Genomic DNA, 25,313 nt, shown 5'->3' on the forward strand with positions numbered 1-25,313 from the left:
GTAAGGATTGGCGGCACGCGGTGCCGGGCAAACTGAGGCGCTGCGGCAGGATGGGCCCGTGACCGATCCTGTGAACGACGCCCTGGATCCCGCGGACATGCGCGAGCAGTACCGCACCACAGAGCTGTCGGCCGCCGACCTCGCGCCCGAACCGATCGCGCAGTTCACCCGCTGGTTCAAGGAGACCGCCGAGAATCCGGCGATCCACGAGCCGAACGCGATGATCGTCTCCACGGCCACCCCCGACGGCCGTCCGTCCTCGCGCACGGTGCTCCTGAAGCACTACGACCAGGCCGGCTTCGTCTTCTTCACCAACTACGACTCCCGCAAGGGCGCGGAGCTGGCGGCCAACCCGTACGTCTCGCTGCTCTTCCCCTGGCACCCGCTGGCCCGCCAGGTCATCATCACGGGCCGCGCCGAGCGCATCGGCCGTGACGAGACGGTCGCCTACTTCCGCACCCGCCCGCACGGCTCCCAGCTGGGAGCCTGGGCGAGCCGGCAGTCCTCGGTGATCGCCTCCCGCGCGGAACTCCTCGCCCGGTACGGGGAGCTCGCCGCCCGCTACCCCGGCGACACCCAGGTGCCCGTCCCGCCGGAGTGGGGCGGCATCCGCGTCGTGCCGGACGCGGTCGAGTTCTGGCAGGGGCACGAGAACCGGCTCCACGACCGGCTGCGGTACGTCCGCGGGGACGGCGCGGGCGGTACGGCGGGCGAGACCTGGCGGGTGGAGCGCCTGGCGCCCTGACCGGCGCACATGCCGCTGGCGTACCCGCTCACGCGGCCGCTCGCGCCCCCGTGCCGGAATGCGTTTCCGCGGTGCAACGATTTCCCTGAAGGTGATGTGCTCTGCGTCACGTTCCAGTTGAATGGCGGCAGTATGGGGGGTGCCGGGATGAGTGCTTTCACGGGGTCCGCGAGCGCGACCGCTTCCGTTCCCGGGGCGGGGGCCGATCTGCTGGCCGCACTGCTCGACGGGATGGACGCGGCGCTCTGCGCGTTCGACGCCGACGGGACGGTCACGCACTGGAACCGCGAGGCCGAGCGGATCCTCGGCTGGTCCGCCGCCGAGGCGGTCGGACGGCGCGGGTTCGAGGGCTGGGCGGCGCGCAGCGCCGACGCAGAGGAGACCCTGCAGCGGCTGATGGGGGCCATGAAGGGCCCCGGCCGGCAGGTCCACGAGCTGGCGCTGCTCCGCAAGGACGGCGGCCGGGTGCTCGTACGGAGCCAGGCCGCCGGCGTACGCGGGGCGGACGGCAGCCCGGCGGGGGTGTACTGCGCGTTCAGCGAGGTCCACGTCCAGCTGGACCTGGAGCGGTCGGTGGCGCTCAGCGAGGCGCTGTTCGAGGACGCGTCCTGGGGCGTCGTCCTCGTCGACGCCGACCTGCGCCCCGCCATGGTCAACGGCCACGCCGCCCGGGCCTTCGGAACCGGGCGTACGGCCCTGCTCGGACGCCCGCTGGGCGATGTCGTCGTGCACGGCGCGGAGGAGCTGGAGGCCGCCCTCCAGCACGTCCTGGCGGAGGGCACGCCGCCGGCGCCCGCCGAGGTGTGGGTGACGCTGCGGACCTCCGCCGGAGAGCGGCGCCGGTGCTGGCGCAGCGGCTTCCTGCTGCTGTCCTCCCCGATGGCGGAGGAGCCGGTGCCGCTGGGTGTGGCCTGGCTGTTCCAGGACGTGACGGAGGAGCGGCTCGCGGCGCGCGAGGCGGACCGGCTGCGGTTCCGGTGGAGCCAGCTGCACCGGGCGGGCGCGGCGGCGGCGGAGTGCGAGGACCCGGCGGAGGCGGCGGCGGTGCTGCTCGACTTCGCGCTCGCCGGGTTCGCGGACCACGGCCTGGTCGACCGGGTCGCGGGCGAGCGGCGGCTGACCCGGGCCCTGGTGACCCCGGCGGGCGCGCCCGGCCCGGCGTCGCCGGTGGTGGGCGGCGGCATCCCGCTGCGGTACGGCCCGAGGCACCCGGCGCTGCAGGCCTGGGACCGGGTGGGCACGGTCCGCGCGAGCGCGGGCCGCACGGCGGAGGTGTGGGCGGAGGCCCACCAGTGGCCCGCCGACGCGGCCCACGCGGTCTGTGTGACGCTGCGCTCCCGGGGCCGGACGCTGGGCGTGGTGACGTTCCTGCGGGCCGCGTGCCGGCAGCCGTTCGAGCGGGAGGACGTGGTCTTCGCGGAGGCGGTGGCGTCGAGGGTGGCGGCGGCGCTGGACCTGGGGGAGCGGGCGGATTCGGTCTAGCGGATCCGGTCCAGGGGCGCCGCCGTTCCGGCTCCGCGGTCCAGGCGCGCGCCCGTTCCGGCTCCGCGGTCCAAGGGCGGCCCCGGCTGCGCCGCCCTCGACGCCTTGCTCCCGGCCGCGCCCGACAGGGTCTAGTGCCGGTAGAAGATCCGGTCGCCGTACTCCGTCATCACGCGGCCGTTCCACTCGTGGCCGCCGTCGACGTTCCCGGAGCGCAGCAGCGGCGGCTCGATGCCGCGGCGGACGAGGTCCTCGGCGGCGGCGGCGAGCGTGGCCTGCATGAGGGCGCTGGTGACGACGGTGGAGGCGGGCGCGAACGGGGCCTCGATGCCCTCGTGGGTGAGCTCGGCGTCGCCGACGGCGATCCGGGAGTCGAGAACGATGTCGCAGTGGTCCTTGAGGTACGTCCCCGAGACGTGCCGGGACCTGGTCTCCGTCGCGTACGCCACCGAGGTCACGCCGATGACGGTGAGGCCGAGCGCGCGGGCGTTCATGGCCATCTCGACGGGCAGCGCGTTGCGCCCGGAGAGGGAGATGATGATCAGGACGTCCCCCGCGGTGGCGGGGGAGGAGTCCAGGACCGCCCCGGCGAGGCCGTCGACGCGTTCCAGGGCGGAGCCGAGCGTGGCCGGCATGACGTCGACGCCGACGACGCCGGGGACGACGAGCAGGTTCATCAGGGCGAGTCCGCCGGCCCGGTAGACGACGTCCTGGGCGGCGAGCGAGGAGTGGCCCGCGCCGAAGGCGAAGAGCCGGTTGCCGTTGGCGACGGCCTCGGCGATCGCGGCGCCGGCCGCGGCGATCTCGGCCGAGTCGCCGTCGCGCACCTGCTGGAGCAGGCCGATCGCGGCGTCGAAGAACTGTCCGGCCAGCTTGCTCTCGCCCGCGCTGTCGCCCATTCCAGAAGCTCCTTCTCGTCGCCGTCGCGTCGTCGCGTCATGTCGTGGTCGTGCCCTGGTCCTGCCCCGGTCGCCGATCACGGTGCGGTCTGGACCATTGCTCTGTCAATACCGCCTTGGGCCGGTGAGGCCCGGTTGTCGGCGCGATGCGTCAGAATTGGTGCAGGGCCAGCGCACGACTCATCGAGGGGCACGTATGTCCGGACTGATCGACACAACGGAGATGTATCTCCGCACCATCCTCGAGCTTGAGGAGGAAGGTGTGGTCCCCATGCGTGCCCGGATCGCCGAGCGGCTCGACCAGAGCGGCCCAACGGTGAGCCAGACGGTGGCCCGGATGGAGCGCGACGGACTGGTGGCCGTCGCCAGCGACCGGCACCTGGAGCTGACCGACGAGGGGCGCCGCCTCGCCACCCGCGTCATGCGCAAGCACCGCCTCGCGGAGTGCCTGCTCGTCGACGTCATCGGCCTGGAGTGGGAGCAGGTGCACGCCGAGGCCTGCCGCTGGGAGCACGTGATGAGCGAGGCCGTGGAGCGGCGCGTCCTGGAGCTGCTGCGGCACCCGACGGAGTCGCCGTACGGGAACCCGATCCCCGGTCTTGAGGAGCTCGGCGAGAAGGCGGAGGCCGAGGCCTTCCTCGACGACTCGATGGTGTCGCTCGCCGAGCTGGACGCGAGCGAGGGCAAGACGGTGGTCGTCCGCCGGATCGGCGAGCCGATCCAGACGGACGCCCAGCTGATGTACACGCTGCGGCGTGCGGGCGTGCAGCCCGGCTCCGTGGTGTCGGTGACGGAGTCCGCGGGCGGCATCCTTGTCGGCAGCAGCGGCGAGGCGGCCGAACTGGACGCGGACGTCGCGGCCCACGTGTTCGTGGCGAAGCGCTGACGCGCTGACGCCGCACCCCGGCCGACACCGCGTCTCGCGGGAAGGGTGTCCCACCGGTCGTCGTACGCGACGCCCGGTGGGACACCCTTCGGCGTCCCGGTCCGGGAACCGGCGACCGGTCGCGACGGAATAGGACACGTTCGAGTGTCGCTTCCGGGTCAACGGCCCTTGTGCGCCCCGGTTTACGCCGGAATGGCTACGCCCGCGCCGTCCTCGTGCCACGCTGGGGCGACGTGGTGCGATACGAGGGGCGGAGCGGTGCGAGACCGGGGAGGGGTGGGGGCGGTGCAGCAAGCGGAAGCCGTGCGTCGGACGCCGCCCGCCCGGGCTGCCCGCGAGCCCCTGACGGCGACGGGTTCGCGTGTGCCGCGCACGGCGGCGGGTTCACGCCCGCAGCGCACGGCGGCGGGCTCCTGCCCGGTCCGGACGGCAGAGGGCCCCGGCGCCTCGCGGCGCCGGGGCCTGTCCTCCCCTGAGCTGACCTGGAGCCCCGAGCTCTCAAGGTCAATCCCCTCGGACCGTTTTCCCCGAGCGGTCCGCCTCCCGTTCAAGATCTCCCCTCGGCAGCGGCCGTCAATCCTTGAGGCCTGTCACTCGAACGAGGGGTGTTGCGCGGCAGGAGCGCATTTTCGAATGCGAGTTCGATAGTCTGGCGTGGTTCGACGGCAAGAAGAGGGGGTGCCAGGGATGGCGCGACGACTCGACGTCACCGGGGCCGACGGCGTACGGCTGGCGGCCTGGGACTTCACGCCCGGGACCGTCCCGCAGGCGGGCCCCGGCGTCTTACTCCTCCACGGCCTGATGGGCCACGCGGCCCACTGGTCCCCGGCGATCAGCCGCCTCGCGGAGGCGGCGGTCCACCCCGACGCGGCCCCCCACCACCGTCCCCGCACCGTCGCCCTCGACCAGCGCGGCCACGGGCACAGCGACAAGCCCCCCACCGCCTCCTTCACCCGCGAGGCGTACGTGGCGGACGCGGCCGCCGCCGTCGAGCAGCTCGGCCTGGGCCCGGTCACCCTCATCGGCCACTCCATGGGCGCCCTCACCGCCTGGCAGCTGGCCGCCGAGCGCCCCGACCTCGTCCACGCCCTCGTCATCTGCGACATGCGCGCCTCGGCACTCGGCGCGGCCTCGCAGCGTGAGTGGCGGGACTGGTTCCGCCGCTGGCCGGCCCCGTTCCCCTCGCTCGAAGCCGCCCGCCGCTGGTTCGGCGAGGAGGACCCGTGGGTCGAGCGCCCCCATCCCGCCCGGGGCGCCTTCTTCGCCGAGGTGATGGCCGAGCACCCGGACGGCTGGCGTCCGGTCTTCGACCCGGAGCAGATGCTGACCTCCCGGGAGACCTGGGTGCACGACGCCCACTGGGAGTCCCTCGCCCAGGTCCGCTGCCCCACGCTGGTCGTCCGCGGCCTGGACGGCGAGCTGGGCAGGGCGGAGGCCCAGGAGATGGTCCGCGTACTGCCGCACGGCGCGTACGCGGAGATCCCCGACGCCGGGCACCTCCTCCACTACGAGCACCCGGACGCCTGGCGCGAGGCGGTCGGCCCCTTCCTGAACGGCGTCCTGACCTCGTAGGAAAGGATTCGGCGGGCCGAGACCGGTGAGAGGCCACCCTCCTGAAGGGCGCGCGGGCAGGGCAGGGTACCTTCCCTGTCGCGGCGCGTTCGAGGCCTTCTCCGCGCCGCTTCAGGGAGGAAATGCATGCGCACTTCAATGCTGCGGCGCCTGGCCACCGTGGCCACGGCGCTGGGGCTCAGCTCGGCCGGGCTCCTCGGCGCGGGCGCGGCGCCCGCTCAGGCCGCGCTCGGCGACTGCCCGTCGGGCTACTTCTGCGCCTGGAAGACCGACAACGGCTCCGGGACGATGTACAAGACCAACGCGAGCGTGGCGACGCTCGGGGCCTGGGACAACACGTTCCGGTCGGTGATGAACCGCACGAACAAGTTCGCCTGCCTGTACGACGACGCCGACCACGGCCTCGACGGCAGCGTCGGCGTCATGGACCCGAACCCCACGGGCACCGAATGGGGCGGTCCCGGCAGCACCTCCGTCAGCTCGGTGAAGCTCGTCCCCACCGAGCGCGAGTGCGCCATGGACGCGTACCCGGAGTGGTACGCGGCCCAGGCTCCCAAGGCGGGCGGCTTCGGTGACCTGAACGGCGACCGGACCTCGGACGTCCTCGCCCGCGACAAGGCCGGCCGTCTCTGGTTCATGGCCGGTGACGGCTCCGGCAAGCTGGTCGGCGCGGGCGGCTGGAACGTCATGAACGCCCTCACCCGGCACGGCGACCTCACCGGCGACGGCCGCGAGGACGTCATCGCCCGCGAGACGGCCAGCGGCAAGCTGTGGCTCTACCCCGGCACCGGCACCGGCGCGCTCGGCGCCCGCAAGCTGATCGGCGCGGGCGGCTGGAACGCCATGAACAGCATCACCGCCTTCGGCGACCTGTCCGGCGACGGCCGCTCGGACGTCCTCGCGGTCGAGAAGTCCACGGGCAAGCTGTGGCTGTACCCGGGCACGTCCACGGGCACGCTCGGCGCGCGGAAGCTGATCGGCGCGGGCGGCTGGAACGTCATGAACACCCTGGCGGCGCCGGGCGACCTGACCGGCGACGGCAAGGCCGACCTGCTCGCCCGCGAGGCGTCCACGGGCAAGCTGTGGGTCTACCCGGGCAAGGCGGGTGCCGTCGGCACCCGCACGCTCGTGGGCGGCGGCTGGAACGTCATGGGCTCGTTCCTGGCCGTCGGCGACCACAACGGTGACGGCCGCAACGACCTGTCCGCGATCACGAACGCCGGCTTCGTCTCCGCCGAGCACCGCGGCGACGGCGCGCTGGTCATGTACGCGGGCACGGGCACGGGCAAGTTCGGAGCCGGCTCCCTGGAGACGGACACCTGGTGGAACCTGACCACGTTCTGATCCACCGCTCCTGACGGTCGAAGGCCCCCGCTCCCGGATCACCCGGGGGCGGGGGCCTTCGCCGTACGCGCTTGCGCGCTCAGGGGCAGGTCAGTCCCACTGCTCGTCCGCGAGGGAGGCGACCGGCTGCGGCTTGCCGATGACGGCCAGGGCGATGAAGAAGTTGATCTGGCCGATCGCGATGGTCAGGGTGGCCAGGGCCTTCTCGTCGTAGTGCTTCGCGACCTCGGCGTACAGCTCGTCGGAGACGCGCTCCCGGCCGTGCGGGGCGGGCTGGAGGGTGGCCTCCACCAGAGCGAGGGCGGCGCGCTCGGCGTCGGTGAAGTAGGGGGCGTCCTGCCAGGAGGAGACGGCGGTGATGCGCTCCTCGGACTGGCCGGCCTTGCGGAGGAAACCGGTGTTCAGGATCGTCAGGTAGGTGTTGCCGACGATCTGCCCTGCCCGCAGGTGGACGAGGCTCATCGTGGCGCGCGGCACCGAGCGGTTGCCGGTGGCCCGGAAGAGGGCGGCGCTGATGTCGCTCAACTCGGGAACGAACTCACCGGGGTTGGACATGCGGGAGAGGGACCCGGGGGCGGTGGCGGTCGTGGTGCCGGTGGTGGAGTTCGTGTGCGTCATCGCTGTTCTCCTTCGTCGTGCCCGTGTCGGCGTCTTCACAGCACTGACGGAGCGCCCCGCGAAGTTGTGACAGGACTCAGGAATCTCTTCCGGTCAGTCCTTCACCGGCCGCCACACGTAGCGGACGTCCGGCTCGCGTTCCTCGTTGCGCTGCCCGTCCGTCCGCTCCGCCTCGACGAAGCCGTGCCGCTCGTAGAACCTCCGGGCCGGTGCGTTGACCTGGAACGTCCACAGGTCCAGGCCCTCCGGCCGCTGCCGCTTGGCCAGTTCCACGAAGCGGTCGCCCAGGCCGCGCCCGCGCCACGACGGGTCGAGGTAGAGCTGTTCCAGGTCCCCGCCGTCGAGTACGAGGAGTCCCACCACGCCGGCCTCGCCGGCCACCGCGACCCACGTCTCGTGGTGCGGCACGACGACATGGGTGAACCAGCCCCGTACCGCGTCGTCGTCGTGCGCGCGGCGTACGGTCGGCAGCGCGTCGTCGAAGGAGCGCAGCCACACATCGGCCGTCGCGGTCGCGTCGGAGTCGCCGGCACGTCGAATCTCAAGGTCGTCAAGGGTCACAAGGCGCGAGGCTCGCAGACGACGGGACTTCGCGCATCCGAATTGCGGCGCCGGGCGGCAAGCGGGCGTCCAGGGGCGGGCGTCCAGGGGCGGCCGGGGCCGCGCTGGGGGAGCGTCCGGCTGTAGACGACGCTGGTGGTCGTGCTGCCGAAGCCCGCGAGCTCGTCCACCAGGGTCTCCAGGTGCTCCATGGAGGTCGCGGCCACCTTCAGCGTGTAGCAGTCGTCGCCGGTGGTCCGCAGGCACTCCAGGATCTCCCGCCGCTCGGCGAGCAGCCGGCGCAGCGGCTGGTGCTGGTTGCCCGGGTACTTCAGCCGTACGACGGCGAGGACGGGGTAACCGGCCTTGGCCAGGTCCACCACCGCGTGGTAGCCGGTGATGACGCCCCGCGACTCCAGGTTCCGCACCCGCTCCGTGGTGGCCGACGGGCTGAGGTTCACGCGCCGCCCCAGCTCGCTGAGGGAGATGCGGGCCTCCTGCTGCAGCTGCTCGATGATCGCCCAGTCGAGTGCGTCGAGATTCACGGCCATACGACGATTCTACCGGCAGAAGCACGAGAGAAAGTCGGTATCACCGGGAGAGTTCGGTTCCGTATCCCCTGATCGCAAGGATAGCCTCGAAGCATGCAACTTGGCGTCAACGTCCCGAACTTCGGGCCCGGAACCGACCCCGGCGTGCTGCGCGAATGGGCGCGGACGGTGGAGGGCCTCGGCTTCGACCTGCTCATGGTCTCGGACCACGTGGCCGTCACACCGGACGTCGCCGAGCGGTACCCGGAGCCGTTCTACGAGCCGTTCACCACGCTGTCCTGGCTGGCCGGCCTCACCACACGGCTGCGGCTCGGCACCACCGTCCTCGTGCTGCCGTACCGGCATCCGCTCCTCGTGGCGCGCATGGCGGCCAACCTCCACCAGCTCAGCGGCGGCCGGTTCGTCCTCGGGGTCGGCGTCGGCTGGTCGCGCCCGGAGTTCGACGCGCTCGACGTGCCGTTCACCGCGCGCGGCAGGCTCACCGACGCGTACCTGGGGACGCTGAGGGAGGTGTGGCGCGCGTCGCGGGACGAGAACACCACGGCCCCGGCCCCCGCCGCCATCCCCGTGTGGGTCGGCGGCAACAGCGAGGCGGGGATCCGCCGGGCCGTCAGGTTCGGCGACGCCTGGCACCCGCTGCGGCTGCCCATGGACCGGATGCGCGCCGTGCTGGCGGACCACACGCTGCCGGGGTTCGCGCCCCGTATCGCGCTGCGGCTGACCACCACTCCCGTCGACGACCCCGAACGGCCCGCCGGGGTCGGCACCGTCGAGCAGATCCTCGACGACCTCGACCGGCTCCGCCTGCTCGGCGCCGACACCGTCGTACTCGACCCGTACCACGGAGATCCGGAGGAGACCCGCAGGCCCCACGAGGCCTGGCGGGCGCTCACCACCGTGGCCACCCACTGGAGGACCACCCCATGATCACCACCGCCGACGAGGCGCTCCTGCGGCGCGCGATCGGCCTCGCCGCCCGCGCCGTGACCCTCGGGGACGCGCCGTACGGCTCCCTGCTCGCCGGCCCGGACGGCGAGATCCTCGCCGAGGCCCACAACACGGTGCGGCGCGACGACGACATCACCGCCCACCCGGAACTGAAGCTGGCCCGCTGGGCGGCCCGCGAACTCGACCCGGACACCGCCGCGCGCACCACGATGTACACGAGCTGCCAGCCGTGCGGGATGTGCGCGGGCGGCATCGTGCGCTCGGGTCTGGGCCGGGTCGTGTACGCGCTCGCCACCGAGCAGCTGGTCGAGCTCAACCCGCGGTCGGGCGAGTGGCCGACGGTCCCGCAGGACGGCCCGGCCCTGTTCGACGAGGCGCGCGCACCGATCGACGCGTACTACCGGTCGTAGCGGGACCGGCTCGCGGCATCAGGGCCGTCGGCCGAAGACCTCGAACAGCCGGGTCAGGCTGTCGTCCTGGTGGCCCGCGGACGCCGCCCGCCGGAACGTCTCCAGGACGGCGGCGGGCAGCGCCGGATCCACGCCCGAGTCCCGTGTCGTGTGGACGACGTGGTCGAGGCTCGCCACGGCCATCGAGATCCGGTCGACGTCGCCGCCGTGGTCGCCCGCCTCGATCCGGGGTGTGTAGAAGTCGACGAACCGGCCCATCCCGGTCAGCGTCTCGGTCGCGTACGGCTTGATCTCGGAGAGTCCGATGCCGTTCGCGTCCGCCACCGCCGCCATGTGCAGCCAGGCGGTCAGGGCGGTCCAGAAGAGGTCCATCTGGAGCTGGTAGTAGAGCGCGGCGAGCCCCGGGTCCTCGCCCCGGTAGTCGGTGTCCGTCAGCACCTTCAGGAGGCCCTCGTACTCCTCGAAGAGGTCGCGGGGGCCGCTGTAGTACGTGCTGGAGTCCGTCGTGCCGATGCCGGACGGCGGCGTCTGGACGCCGCCGGTGAGGTGCCGGGCTCCGTGTTTCGCCGCCCAGGCGGCCCCCTTGCGGGTCTCCTCCGGGGTGTCCGAGCTGAGGTTGACCAGGACGCGGCCCTCCAGGGCGGAGGCGGCGGGTCCGAGGATCGCGTACATGGCGGCGTAGTCGGTGAGGCTCAGTACCACCGCCTCGTTGGCGCGCAGCGCCTCCTCGGCGGTGGCGGCGCGGACGGCGCCCCGGGCGACCAGGTCGTCGGCGCGGCTCGGGGTGCGGTTCCAGACGGTGACGCGGTAGCCGGCGTCGAGGTAGGCGCCGGCCATGGCGCGGCCCATGGGGCCGAGGCCGACGACGGTCACGGACGCGGGCGGGTTGTTCACGGCGGACGTGCTCACAGGATTCTCCCCGAATCACTAGAACGAACGCTCTATCTAGAGAGGAACGTAGCACAGGGCTAGAACGATCGCTCTAGTTCGGTACCCTGGTGGCGTGAAGACCAAGGCCCCGCACGATCCCGAGACCGCCGGCACCCGCGAGCGGATCGTCCGCGCGACCTCACGCCTGATGCAGCGCCAGGGCTACGAGGGCACCGGCATCAAGCAGATCTCCGTCGAGGCCGGGGCCACCCTCGGCTCCGTGTACCACTTCTTCCCCGGCGGCAAGCAGGAGCTCGGCACGGCGGCGGTCAGGCTCGGCGACGAGGAGTTCGCCGAGCTCCTGGCCGAGGCGCTGGACGCGGAACCGGAGCCCGAGAAGGCGCTCGTCGCGCTCACCGCCTCCCTCGTCGACGGGCTGCGCGACTCGGACTGGCTCGACGGCTGCCCGGTCACGTCCACGGTCGTCGGTACGGCGAAGAGCGCACCCGGCGTCCAGGAGGCGGCAGCCGAGGCGTTCGCCCGCTGGCGAGCGGTGGTCGCCCGGAAACTGGCCGCGTCGGGCTTCACGGAGACGGACGCGGAGGAACTGGCGCACACGGTGATCGCCACACTGGAGGGCGCGGAACTGGCGTCCCAGGTCGCCCGCAGCGCGACCCCCCTGGAGGCGGCGGGCAAACACCTGGCCCGACTGGTCGCCTCGTACCGCCCGTGAGCCGCCACGTTCACGCCGCCCGGCCCGCCCCGGCCGTCGGTGGGGGTGCAGGGGGCGGCGGCAGCCACCCCCTGCCGACCGCTAGCCCTTGCTGACCGCCGCCAGGATCTCCGGCAGTCGTCTCGCCGTCCGCGGTGCCGCCACCTTCAGGCCCACCCAGATCAGGAGCGCGCCGTAGAGCGTGCCGGCCGGCAGCAGCAGCCACAGGAGGGACTGCTGGTCGGAGACGTGGAGGTAGATCGTCGCGCCGATCAGCGGCGCGCACAGCAGCGGGGCCGTGAGCATGCCGCCGAGGATCGAGATCCACGCCAGGGCGCCCTGCCCCGGTGCCACGTTCTTGTAGCCGCTGTCCTGCGGGATCGAGTACGGGAAGACGGCCGAGACCACCGAGCCCGTCGCCAGCATCGCGCCGAGCAGGCCGAGCGCCAGGCCGACGGCGTCCGGGAGCCGGTCCCAGTCGCCGAGGACGGCGACCGTGAGGACGGTGACGAAGACCGCGTACGGAAGGGTGATCATGAGCAGGGCCAGGGCCCGCGCCCTGAGTTCGGCGTACGCGTCGGCCGTCGTCGAGATGGTCTGGGCGACCATCCAGAACGCCGAGGTGTCCTGTCCGAACTGGTTGTACATCAGCATGCCGAGCATGCCGGAGGCGAAGCACGCCCAGTAGATCGAGCCCGTGCCCTGGAGGGCGTTGACGAGCGGGACGATCAGGCCGAGGGCGAGCGAGGTCACGGCCCCGGCCTTCGTCTTCGGGTCGCGCCACAGGTAGCGCAGGCTGCGCTCCATGACCGCGCCCGTCCGCCCGCCCGGCAGGATCCGGGCGAGCAGCCCCGCACCGTCGGCCTTGTCACGGCCGCCCGCGTCGGAGGCCGCGCCGATCGTGGAGCCGTCGGGCTCGACCATCAGCCGTACGAGGCTCCGCTGCCACCAGTACAGGAGGGCCGCGAGCGAACCCGCGGTGAGCAGCAGCCGGACCGCCGCCACCGCGTAGTCGCCCTGGCCCGCGGAGTCGACCGCGGCGATCGCGGCGGCCGGCGGCAGCCAGCCGACGACGGCCGCCGCCGGTTCGAGCGACTCCAGACCGCCGGCCTCGCCCAGGCGCTGGGCGCCGAAGTTCACGACCTGCATGCCGACGGCGATGAGCAGGCCGCTGAGCAGCGCCAGGTCCCGGCCCTTGCGGGAGGTGAGGAGCCGGACGTTGGCGGCGGCCACGGCCCGGGACAGTGCCACGCACGTCACGGCCGTCAGCGGTACGGCGAGGACGGCGACGACGGTGCCGGCGGCGCCGTGTGCGACGGACAGCGCGGCGCCCAGGGCCAGGACGAAGGTGAGGACGGGGCCGACACCCACGAGGGAGGCCACGAGCAGCGCGCGGATCAGCGGCTGCGGCCGCAGCGGCAGCATGACGAGCCGCGACGGGTCGAGGGTCTCGTCACCGCTGGGGATGAACAGCGGCATCACCGTCCAGGACAGCGCGAGCGCTCCCGTGAGGAGGATCGCGACGCTGTCGGCGTCGGCGTTGCCCCGCATGAGGACGAACGCAAGCAGGAGGGCCGCGGCGAAGAACGCCCCGAAGACGATGGACAGGATGTACGCGGCCGTCCGCCCGCCCGACTGCCGCAGCCCGTTGCGCAGCAGGCTCAGCTTGAGCCGTACGAACACGGAGGTGAGGGAGGGGACGGGGCCGGCCGGGGTCGCGGTGCCGCTGGTGGCCGTGGTCGGGAAGGCACTCATCGCCGTGCCTCACCCGAAGCGCCGGACCCACCCGAAGCGCCGGCGCCGCCGGCCCCGCCGGCAGCCCCCGCCCCGCCGCCCAGCCAGTCGAGGGAGTCGCCCGCCGCCGCGCGCCCGTTCGCGCCGACGAGCTCCAGGAACGCCGCCTGCAGCGACGGCGCGTCGCCCCGTACCTCCGCGAGCGTGCCCTGGGCGCGGATCCGGCCCGCCGCCATCACGGCGACCCAGTCGCAGAGCGACTCGACGAGCTCCATGACGTGGCTGGAGAAGACGACGGTGGCGCCGGAGGAGGTGTAGCGCTCAAGGACGCCGCGGATGGTCTGCGCCGAGACCGGGTCGACGCCCTCGAAGGGCTCGTCGAGGAAGAGCACCTCGGGATTGTGGAGGAGCGCCGCCGCGAGTCCGATCTTCTTCCGCATACCGGTCGAGTAGTCGACGACCAGCTTGTTCTGCGAGCCGGTGAGGTCGAGGACGTCGAGGAGCTGCGCGGCCCGCTTGTCGACCTCCGCGCCGGGCAGCCCGCGCAGCCGGCCGCTGTACGCGAGGAGTTCACGGCCGGAGAGCCGCTCGAAGAGCCGCAGGCCCTCGGGCAGGATGCCGATCCTGGCCTTGACCTGGGCGACCGACTCGGGATCGGCCCATACGTCGTGCCCCGCGACCTGGATGCGTCCCTGGTCGGGACGGAGCAGGCCGGTGATCATCGAGAGGGTGGTGGTCTTGCCGGCGCCGTTGGGCCCCACGAGCCCGATGAACTTGCCCGCGGGCAGCACCAGATCGATGCCGTTCACCGCGATCTGCTGGCCGAACCGCTTCCACAGGCCCTCGATGCGTACGGCGGGCGCCGCACCGTCCCCCGGTGCGGCGCCCGCCGTGTCGAACGCTCCGTCAAATGCCTGGTCAGGCATGGTCTGTCTGCCCCTCGTCGTCCCCGTGTGTCTTACGGGCCCCACCCTAAGGGTGAGGCCCGCGGGGGACCCAGGGTCAGGACGTGCGGCTTCTCGCCTCCGCCGCCTCCCGGCCGCACGCGTACGCGAGGGCGCTGATCAGCTCCTCGGCGTCGGGGAGCCAGCGGTTCGCCGGGGTGGGGCGCCGGGCCCACTGGACCGCGCCGCTGCCGCCGATCCGGGTGGGCGGGGCCGCCACGTAGTGGCCCTCGCCGCGGGTGGTGAGGTCGATGGAGGCCGGGACCCAGCCGAGCTTGCGGACGAGGTCGGGCACCTTGGCCGCGGCGCCGGGCAGGACGAAGAAGAACATCCGGCGGTCCGGGGTGCAGGTGACCGGGCCGAGCGTCAGCTCCATCCGCTCCATCCGGGCGAGCGCCAGGAACCCGGCCGATTCGGGCACCTCGATCGCGTCGAACGTACGGCCCGTCGGCAGCAGGATCGACGATTTCGGCTGCTTCGACCACATCCGCCGGGCCCCGACCCCGCTGCCGGTCGCCTGGGTCGACCAGTCGGGCCTGACCGCGTGGGCGCCCGGCACGGCGCACGCGTCCGCCCCGCAGGAGCAGCGCTCCCGGCCCTCGACGGCCTCCAACCAGGTCCCGGGAAACACGTCCCAGTGCCGCTCTTCCGCGTACCGCACGGCACTGTCCAGCAGCTGCTCGCCGCGCTGCTTGGGGATCTGTGCGGCTTCCGTGACTCCGATGGTCTCTTCCACGTGGAACACAACTTCCCCCGCCACCTGGGGTTACGGCCAGGGTGTCGAGCGGTGTGAGGCATCGATCCTGCATGCGGGGCGCATCGGTGCACGGGCGGGGGCGCGCGGGGGGCCGGAGAGCTGGGGTGGGTACGGACAGGTGGGGGCGCCGGCGGCGAAGTCGCAACCGACGTGTCCGGTTTCGCGTGTTCACATCGGCATTGACCGGATATCCACCGGGCAGTGATCCCTTCTCCGGTGATCACCGCACGGCCTCAGGGGGTACTCATGGCAGCCAGGCCACTCGTTCCGCGTCAGCTCAACGAACGGCTCCAGGCGCTCATCCAGGAGGCGGGCTGCTCCAACGCCGGCCTCGCCCGCAGGGTCAACATGGTCGGCGCGGAGCGCGGCCTCGACCTGCGGTACGACAAGACATCGGTGGCGCGCTGGCTGCGCGGGCAGCAGCCGCGGGGGCGCGCACCGGGGATCATCGCCGAGGCCCTCGGCCGCAAGCTGGGCCGTACGGTCACGATCGACGAGGTCGGCATGGCCAACGGCCGCAACCTCGCGGCCGGGGTGGGGCTCCAGTTCGCGCCGACCGTGCCCGGCGCGATCGAGCAGGTCTGCGAGCTGTGGCGCAGCGACGTCGGCCGCCGCGACTTCCTCTCCGGCTCGACGGTCGCGGCCTCCGCGCTCGTCGAGCCCAGCCGGGACTGGCTGATCACGGGCCCCGACACGCATGTGGCCCGGATGGCGGGGGCGCGCGTCGGGGTCGCGGACGTGGCGGCCGTACGAGAGATGACGGCGGCGCTCGTCGACCTCGACCGGCGGTTCGGCAGCGGGCATGTGCGCCCGGTGGTCGTCCACTACCTCAACAGCGTGGTGTCGGGGATGCTGTCCGGCTCGTACCGGGAGGCGGTCGGCCGGCAGCTGTTCGCGGCGGTCGCCCGACTGACCGAACTCGCCGGGTACATGGCGGTGGACACGGGCGAACCGGGCCTGGCCCAGCGGTACTACATCCAGGCGCTGCGGCTCGCGCAGGCCGCCGGCGACCGGGGCTACGGCGGCTACGTCCTCGCCGCCTCCATGAGCCATCTCGCCGCACAGCTCGGAAACCCACGGGAGATCGCCCAGTTGGCGCGGGCCGCGCAGGAGGGGGCGCGCGGGAAGGTGCCGCCGCGCGCTGAGGCGATGTTCCACGCGGCCGAGGCCCGCGGGCACGCCCTGCTCGGGGACCTCAGCGCCTTCGAGACGGCGGCGGGCCGTGCCGTGCGGGCCCTGGAGCAGGCCGATCCGGAGTCGGGCGACGACCCGGCGTGGATCGCGCACTTCGACCAGGCGTACCTGGCGGACGAACTGGCGCACTGCTACCGGGACCTGGGGCAGGCGGAGGCCGCGGCGCGCGCGGCGGAGGAGTCGATCGCCGGACACCCGGAGACGCGCGCGCGGCGCCGCGCGATCGGCCTCGCCCTGCTCGCCTCGGCGCAGGTCCAGCAGCGCGAGGTCGAGCAGGCCTGCCGCACGGGCACGCGCGCGCTCGAACTGCTCGGCACACTGCGGTCGTCGAGGGGCGCGGAGTACCTGGAGGACCTGCGGGAGCGTCTGGAGCCGTACGCGGGGGAGGCGGTGGTGCGGGAGTTCGGGGCGCGCATGGAGCTCTACGCCGCTTAGGGCGTGGGCGCGGTGCCGTTCGAGAAGGTTGTGTAACCGGGCTCACACGTGTGTGCGGAGCCCCGGGCGCACCCGGTAGCGTGAGCCGACGATTCCGTAGGTCCATCAGTAGGAGTCCCGGTGACGCAGAACGGACAGGGTCCGGAGCCGCAGTACCCGGCGGTGCCCCCCGCGCAGAACGGCCAAGGGGGAGCACAGCCGTACGGTGGCGCCTGGGGTCCCGCCGGTGCGGCGCCGGGCGGGCAGCCGCTGCCGCCCGCGCAGCCCCTGCCTCCGGAGGCGGCGCCGGGCGGCGCCGCCGACATGCAGTCCACCCAGTACCTGCCGCCGGTCCCGCCGCAGGGCGGGCAGCCGCAGCCCGGCTACGGCTACCCGGGGCCGGGCGCCCCGGGCGGCGCCGACATGCAGGCGACCCAGCACATAGCGCCGGTCCCGGGCGGGATGCCGCCGGTGTCCCCGGTCCACGGCGGCATGCCGCAGGCTCCGGGGCAGCAGCCGGGCTACGGGTACCCGCAGCAGGCGCCAGGCGGGATGCCGCAGGCCGGTCAGCGGCCCGGGTACGGCTATCCGCCGCCGGCCGGGGACATGCAGGCCACCCAGCACATCGCCCCCGTGCCGCCGCAGCCGGGCGGGGGTGCCCAGACCCAGTTCCTGGGTACCGGGCCGCTCCAGGCGCAGGGCCAGGGGCCCGGGGGCGCCTCCGACGCGACCCAGTACATCGCCCCCGTACCGGCGCAGGAGCCCGGTGAGCGGCAGCCGCCCGCCGAGTTCGACAACCTCTTCCGTACGGAGGCGCCGCGGGCGCCGCAGGCCCCGCAGCAGCCGCACGCGCAGGCGTACCAGCAGCCCGGCCCGGCCCCGTACCAGCAGCCGCCGCAGCACCAGCAGCACCACCAGCCGCCGGCGCCCCCGCAGCAGTACGCGTACGAGGGTGCCTACTACGACGACGGTGCCGACCCCGAGCCCCCTCGCCGCAAGTCCCCGGTCGCGCTGATCGCCGCCGTCGTCGTCGGCTGCGCGGTCGTCGGCCTCGGGGCCGGCGCGCTGCTCAGCGGCGGCGACGAGGACAAGGACCCCGAGAAGGGCCCCCAGACCGTGGCGGAGAGCTCCGCCGCCCCGTCCGGTGAGGCGACGACCGACCCCACCGAGAAGCCGGCCGACCCGGCGGAGCCGCAGGCACGGGAGCTGAGCAAGCTCCTCGCGACCAGCAGCAACAGCCGTGACACGGTGATCAGCTCGGTCGAGTCCATCAAGCAGTGCAAGAACCTGGACAAGGCCGCGAGCGACCTGCGGGGCGCCGCCGAGCAGCGCCGGAGCCTGGTCACCAGGCTCCAGTCGCTGTCGGTCGACAAGATCCCGGACAACCCGGCCCTGACGGCCGCGCTCACCAAGGCCTGGGAGGCCTCGGCCTCCGCGGACGACCACTACGCGGCCTGGGCGGACCAGATGAAGGACAAGAAGGCCTGCAAGGGCGGCAAGGCCCGCGGGACCAACCAGCTCTCCGCGGCGAACACCAAGAGCGGCGAGGCCACCAAGGCCAAGCGCGAGGCGGCCGGGCTGTGGAACCCGACCGCCGAGAAGTACGGACTGGAGAAGCGCAGCCCCACGCAGCTGTAGGGGCTCAGGGGGCGCTCAGGACGGTCTCGCCGACGTCGACGAAACCGGGCTGCTGCGCCACCAGCCGCCCCTTGCGCACCACCTGGAACGTCACCTCGTGGTTGACGATCCGGGGGAAGCCCGGCGCGCCGAGCAGGTCCTCGTACTTCCAGCGCAGGGTCGGGGTCAGGCCGCCGGTGTCGATCCGCGCGCCCCGGTCGAGGGCGTACGCGATCCGGGTGGCGGTGATCTCGCCGGAGTCGAGGGACTCGACGACCTCCTTGAGGACGGTGTAGGCGATCCAGGTGGTCTGGACGCCCGCGTCGGCGGGGTCGACCCGGTTGTCGGCGAAGGCGTGCTCCTGGATGACCTTCCGCATCGGCGCCCAGCTCTTGTCGGACGCCTCCGGGTACCAGCCGGTGACGAACGCGCCCTCGAAGGGGCTGTGGGCGCCGCCGGTGCGGTCGATCACGGGCTGGCCGACGCTGCCGAGGACGGACGAGATCCGCACGCCGTCCTTGTTCTCGCCGGAGCCGTCACCGGAGCCGTCACCCGAGCCGTCACCCGAGCCGTCACCGTTCCCGCCGTCGCCGCCCTCCTGCGGGAGGCGGCGGAAGGAGTCGAAGAAGGTCTGGGTGCGCTCGCCGAGCACGGCGGTGACGCAGCCGTCCTCGGCACCGGCCTTCTCGCGGGCCTCGGTGGCGGGCTCGGTGTACTCGGCGGCGTCCTCGACGGCGGGGATGTCGACGGCGCTGCGGTGGCTCGCCCTGCGCAGGCCCGAGTTGAGGAGCTCGGGGAACTTGTCGCCGGCGAGGGTGTCGGGCCGGACGAGCGAGACCTTGCGGCAGGACGCGGCGAGCTGCATGCCGTGACCCGCGATGAGCGAGGCCAGGCCGCCGTTGACGGGGTAGGAGAGCGGGCTGGTGAACTCGTCCTCGGAAATGCCGTAGCCGCCGATGTACGGGATGCCCGCGGCCTCCAGGGGGGCCATGAAGGCGCGCCCGTTCTGGCTGTACGAGCCGACGACGGCGACCGCCTTCTCCCGGACGGCGCGGCGGGCGCAGGCGGCGGCGCCGGCGGTGGTGTTGCGCTCGTTGCAGGTGAGGATGCGCAGTTCGTGGCCGCCGATGCCGCCCTGGGAGTTGACCCAGCGGGCGTAGGTCTGTGCCATCGCGGGCATTCCGGGCATATTGGTGGCTCGGGTCTGATCGGGAGCCCACGTCATCACGGTGACGGGCTCCCTGGAACCCCCCGTGGTTCCAGGGAGCACGCCACAACCGGTGAGCAACGAGGCTCCGGCCGTCGCGGTCGTGACGTACGCGAGGAGTGAGGTCAGTCGCCGTCCGGTCATGGACACGCACATTTCCGCCTCATGGGTAACGCCGGAGTGAGCATGGTTCGACAACGGGTGACGTACAGGTGAATTACGGGGGCTGCGAGGGGGCGGCTCCGGCTGCCGGACAGGGGAACGTACGATCGAAACGTGTCCAGTCCAGTCTCCGGTTCGGTTAACTCTTCCCGTCGCGGCCGTCGCTCCTCCACCATGGGCGGCATGCCGCTCAACGACATGCCGTGGTGGCGCTGGCGCAGCAACGTGCGCTCGGCGCTGCACATGCTCTCCGACCCCGGGTTCCACGAGACCACCTGGCTGGCCGGCCTCGACGGGTACGGCGACGTCACCGACGCCGTCTACCGCCTGGTCGAGGACACCTGGCTCGACAACTGGTCCGCCGAGAAGTACGTCGGCTCGATCTTCCGCGACACCGGCGAGGCGGCCCTCGTCGACGTCGCCGTCCTCCGGGTGCTGCGCATCATGCACCAGGTGGGCCCCGACGCCCCCGTCTCCGCCTATCTCCAGCACCCCGGATGGCCCGAGGCCGTACGGGCCGCCCGCGAGGCCCACGTACGCCTCGCGCAGGCGGACGGGGAGGACCCGGACACGCCGCCGCGCTCCCTCGACGTGCTGCACATCATGACGGGGTCCGTCTGACGGACGGCGGGTCACCGCGCACCTCCGGATATGGCAGGCTGACGGGATGACCGACCAGTACGTCCTCACCCTCTCGTGCCCCGACAAGCAGGGCATCGTGCACGCCGTGTCGAGCTACCTGTTCATCACCGGGTGCAACATCGAGGACAGTCAGCAGTTCGGGGACCGCGACACCGGGCTGTTCTTCATGCGGGTCCACTTCTCGGCCGAGGCCCCGGTGAACGTCGACAAGCTGCGCGCCAGCTTCGTCGCCGTCGGCGACTCCTTCGAGATGGACTGGCAGATCCACCGCGCCGACCAGCGCATGCGGGTCGTCCTCATGGTGTCGAAGTTCGGCCACTGCCTGAACGACCTGCTGTTCCGCTCGCGGATCGGCGCGCTGCCCGTCGAGATCGTGGCCGTCGTCTCCAACCACACCGACTTCGAGGCACTCGTCGGCTCGTACGGGCTGCCCTTCCGGCACATCCCCGTCACCAAGGACACCAAGGCGGAGGCCGAGGCCGAGCTCCTGGACCTGGTCCGCGAGGAGAACGTCGAACTGGTCGTCCTCGCCCGCTACATGCAGGTCCTCTCCGACGACCTCTGCAAGCAGCTCTCCGGGCGGATCATCAACATCCACCACTCGTTCCTCCCGAGCTTCAAGGGCGCCAAGCCCTACCACCAGGCGCACACGCGCGGCGTGAAGCTGATCGGCGCGACCGCCCACTACGTGACGGCCGACCTCGACGAGGGCCCGATCATCGAGCAGGAGGTCGAGCGCGTCGCCCACGACGTGACCCCGGACCAGCTGGTCGCGATCGGCCGCGACGTGGAGTGCCAGGCGCTGGCCCGTGCGGTGAAGTGGCACGCGGAGCACCGCATCCTGCTGAACGGCCGCCGCACGGTGGTCTTCGCGTAGCAGGCGCCACCGCGCGACGCCCGTCACCGGGCGACGCCCGTCACCGCGCGACGCCCGTGACCGCGCGTCGGCCCGGGCTTCTGGCGGGCGGGGGCGATGGGCGCGGTGTCGTCCGCGAGGTGGTGCGTCCGGTCGTGGACCTCGGACGGCGCGACCTACAGCCGGCTCAACGACGCCACCGCCGACAGGACGTCGCCGATCGCCTCGCGGTCGCCGTCCTGGCCCGCCGCCGCCTCCGCCGGGGAGATGTGCCCCGCCACCAGCTGGCAGAACTCCACCCCGTCCATCGCCACCACGCGCTCCGGCGAGCCGAGCGCCGCCGGGGAGTCCAGCGCGATGTACCAGTGGCCGCCGCCCGCGCCCTCCACCTCCAGGTGCAGCGAGCGGCCCGGCGTGCCCGCCTCGACCAGATGGCGGGCCGGTGACGCGAGGCCCGTGCGGCGCCGGTTCGCCAGGGCGCCCGGGAGCAGCCGCGCCGCCAGGTCGATCATGCTGTGCAGATGCGCCCCGCTCGGCGCCGCGTACGGGTACGCCACCGCGTTCGCGATGTCGTCCGCGTGCACCCAGCACTCGAAGGCCCGCTCGAGGAGCGAGTCCTTCAGCGGCAGTGCGAAGTCCTTGTACGTGACCGTCAGGTCCGCCACGCCGCGCCCCGCGAACGACACCGTCCGGATCAGCGTGTGGCTCTGGTCCCGCCAGGGGCCGCGGATCGAGCGGTTCGGCGGCCGGTCGAGGCCCGACCAGAACGCCTCCGTCCGCTCCGACGGCGACAGCTCCGGGGTCCCCGCGCCCAGCGGGTCCTCCAGACCGAGCGCCGCCGACACGAGCCCGTCCACCGCCAGGAGGTGCCCCATGACCGCGGCGACCGTCGCCTTGCGGCGCACGATCCGGCCCTCCTCGTACCACTTCAGCCGGACCGGCGCGTGCCACTCCGACTCGCCGATGTCCCGGAGCAGGGCGTCGAGCCGCGCGGTCTCCGCGTCGTACGGCGTGACCCACCCCGGCACCGGGATGCGGGCCGGCCGCCGGCCCAGGCAGTTCTCGATCACCCGGGACCGCAGCAGCGGGTCGAGGTCCAGATCGCGGTCCTCGTGCAGCAGCGCCACCGCGTCCCGCAGCCGCAGCGCCTCGTCCGCGCACGGCGCGCAGGCCGTCAGGTGGTCCTCGACGGCCTGCGTCTCCCCGGGCGAGCACGCCGAAAGCGCCCAGGCCCCGAGAAGGGACTTGAGCACCCCGTGCGTCAGGACGGGCACGTCGGCCTCGGGTGCCACTCCGGGCTTCTCCTCCTGCGGCGCTCCACCCGGGTCGGCCGTCAGGTCCGCGTGGTCGTCCGCCGCCCGACGCGGCCCCGGTATCCAGGGGGCGCGTGCGACGTCGTCCGCGTCGTCGCCGTTCGCCCGGGTCACCGCGCCCGTCCGTAGCCGGGCGGTCCGCCGCCCTCGGCGAAGGGCCGGTTCGCCGAGGAGAGCAACTGGAGTCCGAGGCGCAGGCGCCGCCGCGCCTCGTCCTCGGTGACGCCGAGGTCGGCGGCGGTCTGGCGGTAGTCCCGCCGCTGGAAGTACGCCAGTTCGAGCGCGGCCCGCAGCGGCGTCGGCATGGAGGTCACGATGTAGTCGGCGCGGGCCGCGACCGACGCCCGCCGGACCTTCTGCTCCAGCTCCTCCGCCGAACCCCGGCCGGTCTCCGCGTACGCCGTCGTCTCGGCCTGCCGCAGCCGGTGGACGGCCTGCCGCTGCGTCAGCTTGGCCACCCACGAGCGCAGGTTCCCCTGCTTGGGGTCGTACGCGTCCGGGTTCTCCCAGATGTAGCCGAAGACCTCGCGGGTGATCTGGTCGGCCGCGTCGTCGTCGTCGAGGACGCGGTGGGCGAGGCTGTGCACCAGGGCGGCGAACCGGTCGTACAGCTCACCGAGCGCGGCCGCCTCGCCACGCGCCAGCCGCTGCTGCATCCTGCGGTCCCAGCGCGGTGGTGTGTCCATCGCCATGCGACCCTCGCCCCTCCCGGCTCCGGCGGCTCCCCGTCTCTACTCCAAAGTAGTGCGCCGCCCCGAGAACGCACGCATGTTTGCCGCAACTGCGCCCTTGACGCGGCCCCGGATGGTAAGGAAAGCGTCATCCTGGCGCCCGGGGGTTTCGGACCGCGCCCGTGGGGCAGGCGGCGAGCGTGACGACGATCGAGGTCGACGAGAACGAGTACGGCTCCTGGACGGTGCTCCGCGTGCGGGGCGAAATGGACCTGGTCACCTCGCCCGGGATACGCCGCCGCGTTCACGACGCCGTGGCGGGCGGCCGCCACGACCTGGTGATCGACCTGTCCGCGGTGCGGTTCTGCGACTCCAGCGGGGTGGGCGTGCTGATCGCGGCCCGCCGACTGCTCCGCTCCTGCGGCGGCCGGCTGCGCCTGATCCTCCCCGAGGACCGGGACGGCCACGTCGGCCATGTCGGTCACGTCGGCCGGGTCCTCGCCGCGCTCGGCGTCCGGCGCCTCTTCGAGGTGTACGAGGACGTGCCGGGGGCGCTCACGGCGACGGCGGGGACGGCGGAGCCGGCGGGGCCGGCGGAACTCGCGGACGTGGCCCTCCCCAGACAGCAGGTCACCGACCGAATCGCTCCCTGAGCCTGTACTTCAGCACCTTCCGCAGCGTCTCGTTGCGGGGGAGTGCCTCCACCACCTCCAGCTGCTCCGGCAGCTTGTGGACCGAAAGGCCGGCCTCCCGCAGGAAGGCCGTCACCACCGGCAGCGTCAGCGGGGCGGCTCCCGGGGGCTGTTCGACGACGGCGCAGACGCGCTCGCCGCGCTCGGCGTCCGGGAGGCCTATGACGGCGGCGTCCCCGACGTCCGGGTGCCGGTGGAGGAGGTCCTCGATCTCCTTGGCCGAGATGTTCTCTCCCTTTCGGATGATGATGTCCTTGATGCGGCCGGTCAGGACCAGATGCCCGCTCGGGGTGAGGTGTCCGACGTCGCCGGTGATGAGGAAGCCGTCCTCGTCGAAGGCGGCGGCCGTCTGCGCCGGGTCCAGATAGCCCCGGCAGACGGCCTCCCCGCGGAGCCGCACCTCGCCGGAGCCGGTGATCCGGATCTCCATGCCGGCCGGCGGGCGGCCCTCCGTGGTGGCGAGGTTCTCGGCCGTGTCGTCGGGCGTGCCCATGGTGATCATGGGGACCTCGGTCATGCCGTACCCGTGGGTGAGCTGGCAGCCCAGTTCCTTCCGTACGGCGTGGTAGATCTCCGGCGGCTTGGGCGCCCCGCCGCCCGCGAGCAGCCGCAGGGTGGGGATGACCGGCACGCCCGGCTGTCTGCGCTGCTCGGCGAGGAACATCGAGTAGAAGGCGGTGGAGCCGCCGGCGACCGTCACCCCGTGCCGCCGGTACTCGTCGAGGGCGTCGGGCAGCGCGAACTGTTCGAACATGACGGCCGGGAATCCGTACAGCAGCAGCATCACCGTGTAGTCGGGCCCGGCGATGTGCGCGTACGGGAAGGCCATCGAGCCGACGTCCGACCCGGTGAGCCGGAGCGCGTGGGCGAGGCAGGAGCCGCCCGCGAGGAGCGAGCGGTCGGTGTGCAGGACGCCCTTGGGGTCGGAGGTCGTGCCCGAGGTCCAGTAGATCCAGCGGACGTCGGTCCCGGAGGAGGGCGGCGGCGGCAGCACCGCCGGGTCGCCGTCGGGCAGGGAATCGGGGTCGTACGCCTCGAAGATCCCGTGCGCGCCGAGCCGTCGGGCCATCTCCGTATGGTCGAATCCACGCCATCTTCCGGGGACGGCGAAGAACTCGGCCTTGGACTCGCGCAGCGCGAAACCGACCTCCTTGTCCCGGTAGAAGGGGATCACGGGCGTCTGTACGGCTCCGATGCGGGCCAGCGCGAAGGAGAGCACCGCGGTCTCGATGCGGGTCGGCAGCTGCCATGCGACGACCGTGCCCGGACGCACGCCCATGGCGTGGAGCCCCGCGGCGCAGCGCTCGGCGCGCTCGCGCAGCCCGCCGAAGGTGAGGACCCGGTCGCCCTGGAGGAGGACGGGCAGGTCGGGGGTGAGGGCGGCGCGGCGCTCGACGAGTTCCCAGAGCGTGCGGGCCGCGCCCAGGGCGTGTGCGGTCTGATCCATGACCGGACTCCTCTTGGCTGACGTTCCGTCAGATCGTCCGGCGAGCGTAGAGGCCGGGCGCTTGTCGGTCCAGGGGTGCGGGGCTA

At 73.0% G+C, this 25,313-nt stretch carries 24 protein-coding genes and 1 pseudogene; 13 read left to right on the forward strand and 12 right to left on the reverse strand.

Translation table 11 applies throughout. The annotated features are described in order from the left end of the window. The first annotated feature begins 97 nt into the window (after positions 1–97). Both pdxH and ACIP84_RS30010 read left to right on the forward strand, forming a co-directional pair. Complete coding sequence (pdxH, locus tag ACIP84_RS30005; RefSeq protein WP_401802249.1) at positions 98–745, forward strand: pyridoxamine 5'-phosphate oxidase; 648 nt, start codon at positions 98–100, stop codon at positions 743–745. Between the two features lie 147 nt (positions 746–892). Then, positions 893–2,227, forward strand: coding sequence for a PAS domain-containing protein (locus ACIP84_RS30010; protein ID WP_401801994.1), 1,335 nt, complete (start codon positions 893–895; stop codon positions 2,225–2,227). A gap of 131 nt (positions 2,228–2,358) precedes the next feature. Here ACIP84_RS30010 and ACIP84_RS30015 read toward each other — a convergent pair whose 3' ends face one another. After that, complete coding sequence (locus ACIP84_RS30015) at positions 2,359–3,126, reverse strand: SIS domain-containing protein (protein WP_055602727.1); 768 nt, start codon at positions 3,124–3,126, stop codon at positions 2,359–2,361. 196 nt (positions 3,127–3,322) lie between these two features. Here ACIP84_RS30015 and ACIP84_RS30020 point away from each other — a divergent pair, with 196 nt between their 5' ends. The 3 genes from ACIP84_RS30020 to ACIP84_RS30030 all read left to right on the forward strand — a co-directional run bounded on the left by ACIP84_RS30020 (position 3,323) and on the right by ACIP84_RS30030 (position 6,928). After that, positions 3,323–4,012, forward strand: coding sequence for a metal-dependent transcriptional regulator (locus ACIP84_RS30020; RefSeq protein WP_030322213.1), 690 nt, complete (start codon positions 3,323–3,325; stop codon positions 4,010–4,012). Between the two features lie 687 nt (positions 4,013–4,699). Beyond that, positions 4,700–5,584, forward strand: a complete 885-nt coding sequence (locus tag ACIP84_RS30025) for an alpha/beta fold hydrolase (RefSeq protein WP_401801998.1) — start codon at positions 4,700–4,702, stop codon at positions 5,582–5,584. A gap of 126 nt (positions 5,585–5,710) precedes the next feature. Further along, entirely contained in the window at positions 5,711–6,928 is a 1,218-nt protein-coding gene (locus tag ACIP84_RS30030) for an FG-GAP-like repeat-containing protein (protein WP_401802000.1), read from the forward strand. Positions 6,929–7,018: 90 nt separating this feature from the next. On the opposite strand, the gene ACIP84_RS30035 is transcribed toward ACIP84_RS30030, so the two are convergent. The 3 genes and pseudogenes from ACIP84_RS30035 to ACIP84_RS30045 form a co-directional block, all read right to left on the reverse strand. Next, positions 7,019–7,546, reverse strand: coding sequence for a carboxymuconolactone decarboxylase family protein (locus tag ACIP84_RS30035; RefSeq protein WP_401802003.1), 528 nt, complete (start codon positions 7,544–7,546; stop codon positions 7,019–7,021). Between the two features lie 93 nt (positions 7,547–7,639). After that, complete coding sequence (locus tag ACIP84_RS30040; protein WP_355965855.1) at positions 7,640–8,107, reverse strand: GNAT family N-acetyltransferase; 468 nt, start codon at positions 8,105–8,107, stop codon at positions 7,640–7,642. An 86-nt stretch (positions 8,108–8,193) separates the two neighbouring features. Further along, positions 8,194–8,637 (reverse strand): annotated as a pseudogene (locus tag ACIP84_RS30045) (Lrp/AsnC family transcriptional regulator); the annotation flags it as partial. 93 nt (positions 8,638–8,730) lie between these two features. On the opposite strand from ACIP84_RS30045, the gene ACIP84_RS30050 reads away from it, so the two are divergent. Together ACIP84_RS30050 and ACIP84_RS30055 are read left to right on the forward strand one after the other, a co-directional pair. Further along, positions 8,731–9,564 carry a TIGR03619 family F420-dependent LLM class oxidoreductase gene (locus tag ACIP84_RS30050; RefSeq protein WP_401802006.1) on the forward strand — a complete coding sequence of 278 codons (834 nt, stop codon included), beginning with the start codon at positions 8,731–8,733 and terminating at the stop codon, positions 9,562–9,564. Continuing rightward, positions 9,561–9,995, forward strand: coding sequence for a nucleoside deaminase (locus ACIP84_RS30055; protein WP_355965863.1), 435 nt, complete (start codon positions 9,561–9,563; stop codon positions 9,993–9,995). Before ACIP84_RS30050 ends, ACIP84_RS30055 begins: the two co-directional genes overlap by 4 nt. Before the next feature lie 18 nt (positions 9,996–10,013). Here the strand turns inward: ACIP84_RS30055 and ACIP84_RS30060 are convergent, their stop codons facing one another. Then, on the reverse strand, positions 10,014–10,904 hold the full coding sequence (locus ACIP84_RS30060; protein WP_401802009.1) for an NAD(P)-dependent oxidoreductase: 891 nt from the start codon (positions 10,902–10,904) through the stop codon (positions 10,014–10,016). A 94-nt stretch (positions 10,905–10,998) separates the two neighbouring features. On the opposite strand from ACIP84_RS30060, the gene ACIP84_RS30065 reads away from it, so the two are divergent. Beyond that, positions 10,999–11,598, forward strand: coding sequence for a TetR/AcrR family transcriptional regulator (locus ACIP84_RS30065; RefSeq protein WP_401802012.1), 600 nt, complete (start codon positions 10,999–11,001; stop codon positions 11,596–11,598). Positions 11,599–11,679: 81 nt separating this feature from the next. Here the strand turns inward: ACIP84_RS30065 and ACIP84_RS30070 are convergent, their stop codons facing one another. The 3 genes from ACIP84_RS30070 to ACIP84_RS30080 form a co-directional block, all read right to left on the reverse strand. Next, a complete protein-coding gene (locus tag ACIP84_RS30070) occupies positions 11,680–13,332 on the reverse strand; it encodes a transporter (RefSeq protein ID WP_401802014.1) in 1,653 nt (550 codons plus the stop codon). Next, the gene (locus tag ACIP84_RS30075; RefSeq protein ID WP_401802016.1) at positions 13,329–14,237 is read right to left on the reverse strand and encodes an ABC transporter ATP-binding protein; all 909 of its coding nucleotides are present in this window, start codon (positions 14,235–14,237) and stop codon (positions 13,329–13,331) included. Before ACIP84_RS30075 ends, ACIP84_RS30070 begins: the two co-directional genes overlap by 4 nt. Positions 14,238–14,313: 76 nt before the next feature. Continuing rightward, a complete protein-coding gene (locus ACIP84_RS30080; RefSeq protein WP_401802019.1) occupies positions 14,314–14,991 on the reverse strand; it encodes a bifunctional DNA primase/polymerase in 678 nt (225 codons plus the stop codon). A 267-nt stretch (positions 14,992–15,258) separates the two neighbouring features. On the opposite strand from ACIP84_RS30080, the gene ACIP84_RS30085 reads away from it, so the two are divergent. Continuing rightward, a complete protein-coding gene (locus tag ACIP84_RS30085; protein ID WP_030322245.1) occupies positions 15,259–16,641 on the forward strand; it encodes a hypothetical protein in 1,383 nt (460 codons plus the stop codon). Between the two features lie 120 nt (positions 16,642–16,761). Further along, positions 16,762–18,258 (forward strand): hypothetical protein, encoded by a 1,497-nt coding sequence (locus ACIP84_RS30090; protein ID WP_401802022.1) that lies wholly within the window; start codon positions 16,762–16,764, stop codon positions 18,256–18,258. A 4-nt stretch (positions 18,259–18,262) separates the two neighbouring features. Here the strand turns inward: ACIP84_RS30090 and ACIP84_RS30095 are convergent, their stop codons facing one another. Further along, the gene (locus tag ACIP84_RS30095) at positions 18,263–19,588 is read right to left on the reverse strand and encodes an ABC transporter substrate-binding protein (protein ID WP_401802024.1); all 1,326 of its coding nucleotides are present in this window, start codon (positions 19,586–19,588) and stop codon (positions 18,263–18,265) included. Positions 19,589–19,780: 192 nt separating this feature from the next. On the opposite strand from ACIP84_RS30095, the gene ACIP84_RS30100 reads away from it, so the two are divergent. Next, on the forward strand, positions 19,781–20,227 hold the full coding sequence (locus tag ACIP84_RS30100; protein WP_355965882.1) for a hypothetical protein: 447 nt from the start codon (positions 19,781–19,783) through the stop codon (positions 20,225–20,227). A gap of 46 nt (positions 20,228–20,273) precedes the next feature. Then, positions 20,274–21,125, forward strand: coding sequence for a formyltetrahydrofolate deformylase (gene purU, locus ACIP84_RS30105; protein ID WP_355965885.1), 852 nt, complete (start codon positions 20,274–20,276; stop codon positions 21,123–21,125). A gap of 155 nt (positions 21,126–21,280) precedes the next feature. Here purU and ACIP84_RS30110 read toward each other — a convergent pair whose 3' ends face one another. After that, the gene (locus ACIP84_RS30110; RefSeq protein ID WP_401802027.1) at positions 21,281–22,531 is read right to left on the reverse strand and encodes a maleylpyruvate isomerase N-terminal domain-containing protein; all 1,251 of its coding nucleotides are present in this window, start codon (positions 22,529–22,531) and stop codon (positions 21,281–21,283) included. Beyond that, positions 22,528–23,109 (reverse strand): sigma-70 family RNA polymerase sigma factor, encoded by a 582-nt coding sequence (locus tag ACIP84_RS30115; protein ID WP_266968060.1) that lies wholly within the window; start codon positions 23,107–23,109, stop codon positions 22,528–22,530. The genes ACIP84_RS30110 and ACIP84_RS30115 overlap by 4 nt, the downstream gene beginning before the upstream one ends. A gap of 179 nt (positions 23,110–23,288) precedes the next feature. Here ACIP84_RS30115 and ACIP84_RS30120 point away from each other — a divergent pair, with 179 nt between their 5' ends. Next, complete coding sequence (locus ACIP84_RS30120; RefSeq protein WP_401802031.1) at positions 23,289–23,741, forward strand: STAS domain-containing protein; 453 nt, start codon at positions 23,289–23,291, stop codon at positions 23,739–23,741. Here the strand turns inward: ACIP84_RS30120 and ACIP84_RS30125 are convergent. Next, complete coding sequence (locus ACIP84_RS30125; RefSeq protein WP_401802034.1) at positions 23,719–25,227, reverse strand: class I adenylate-forming enzyme family protein; 1,509 nt, start codon at positions 25,225–25,227, stop codon at positions 23,719–23,721. The two genes, ACIP84_RS30120 and ACIP84_RS30125, sit on opposite strands and share 23 nt — an antisense overlap. Positions 25,228–25,313 lie beyond the last annotated feature (86 nt).

Source organism: Streptomyces sp. NPDC088707 (assembly GCF_044752725.1).
GTDB lineage: Bacteria > Actinomycetota > Actinomycetes > Streptomycetales > Streptomycetaceae > Streptomyces.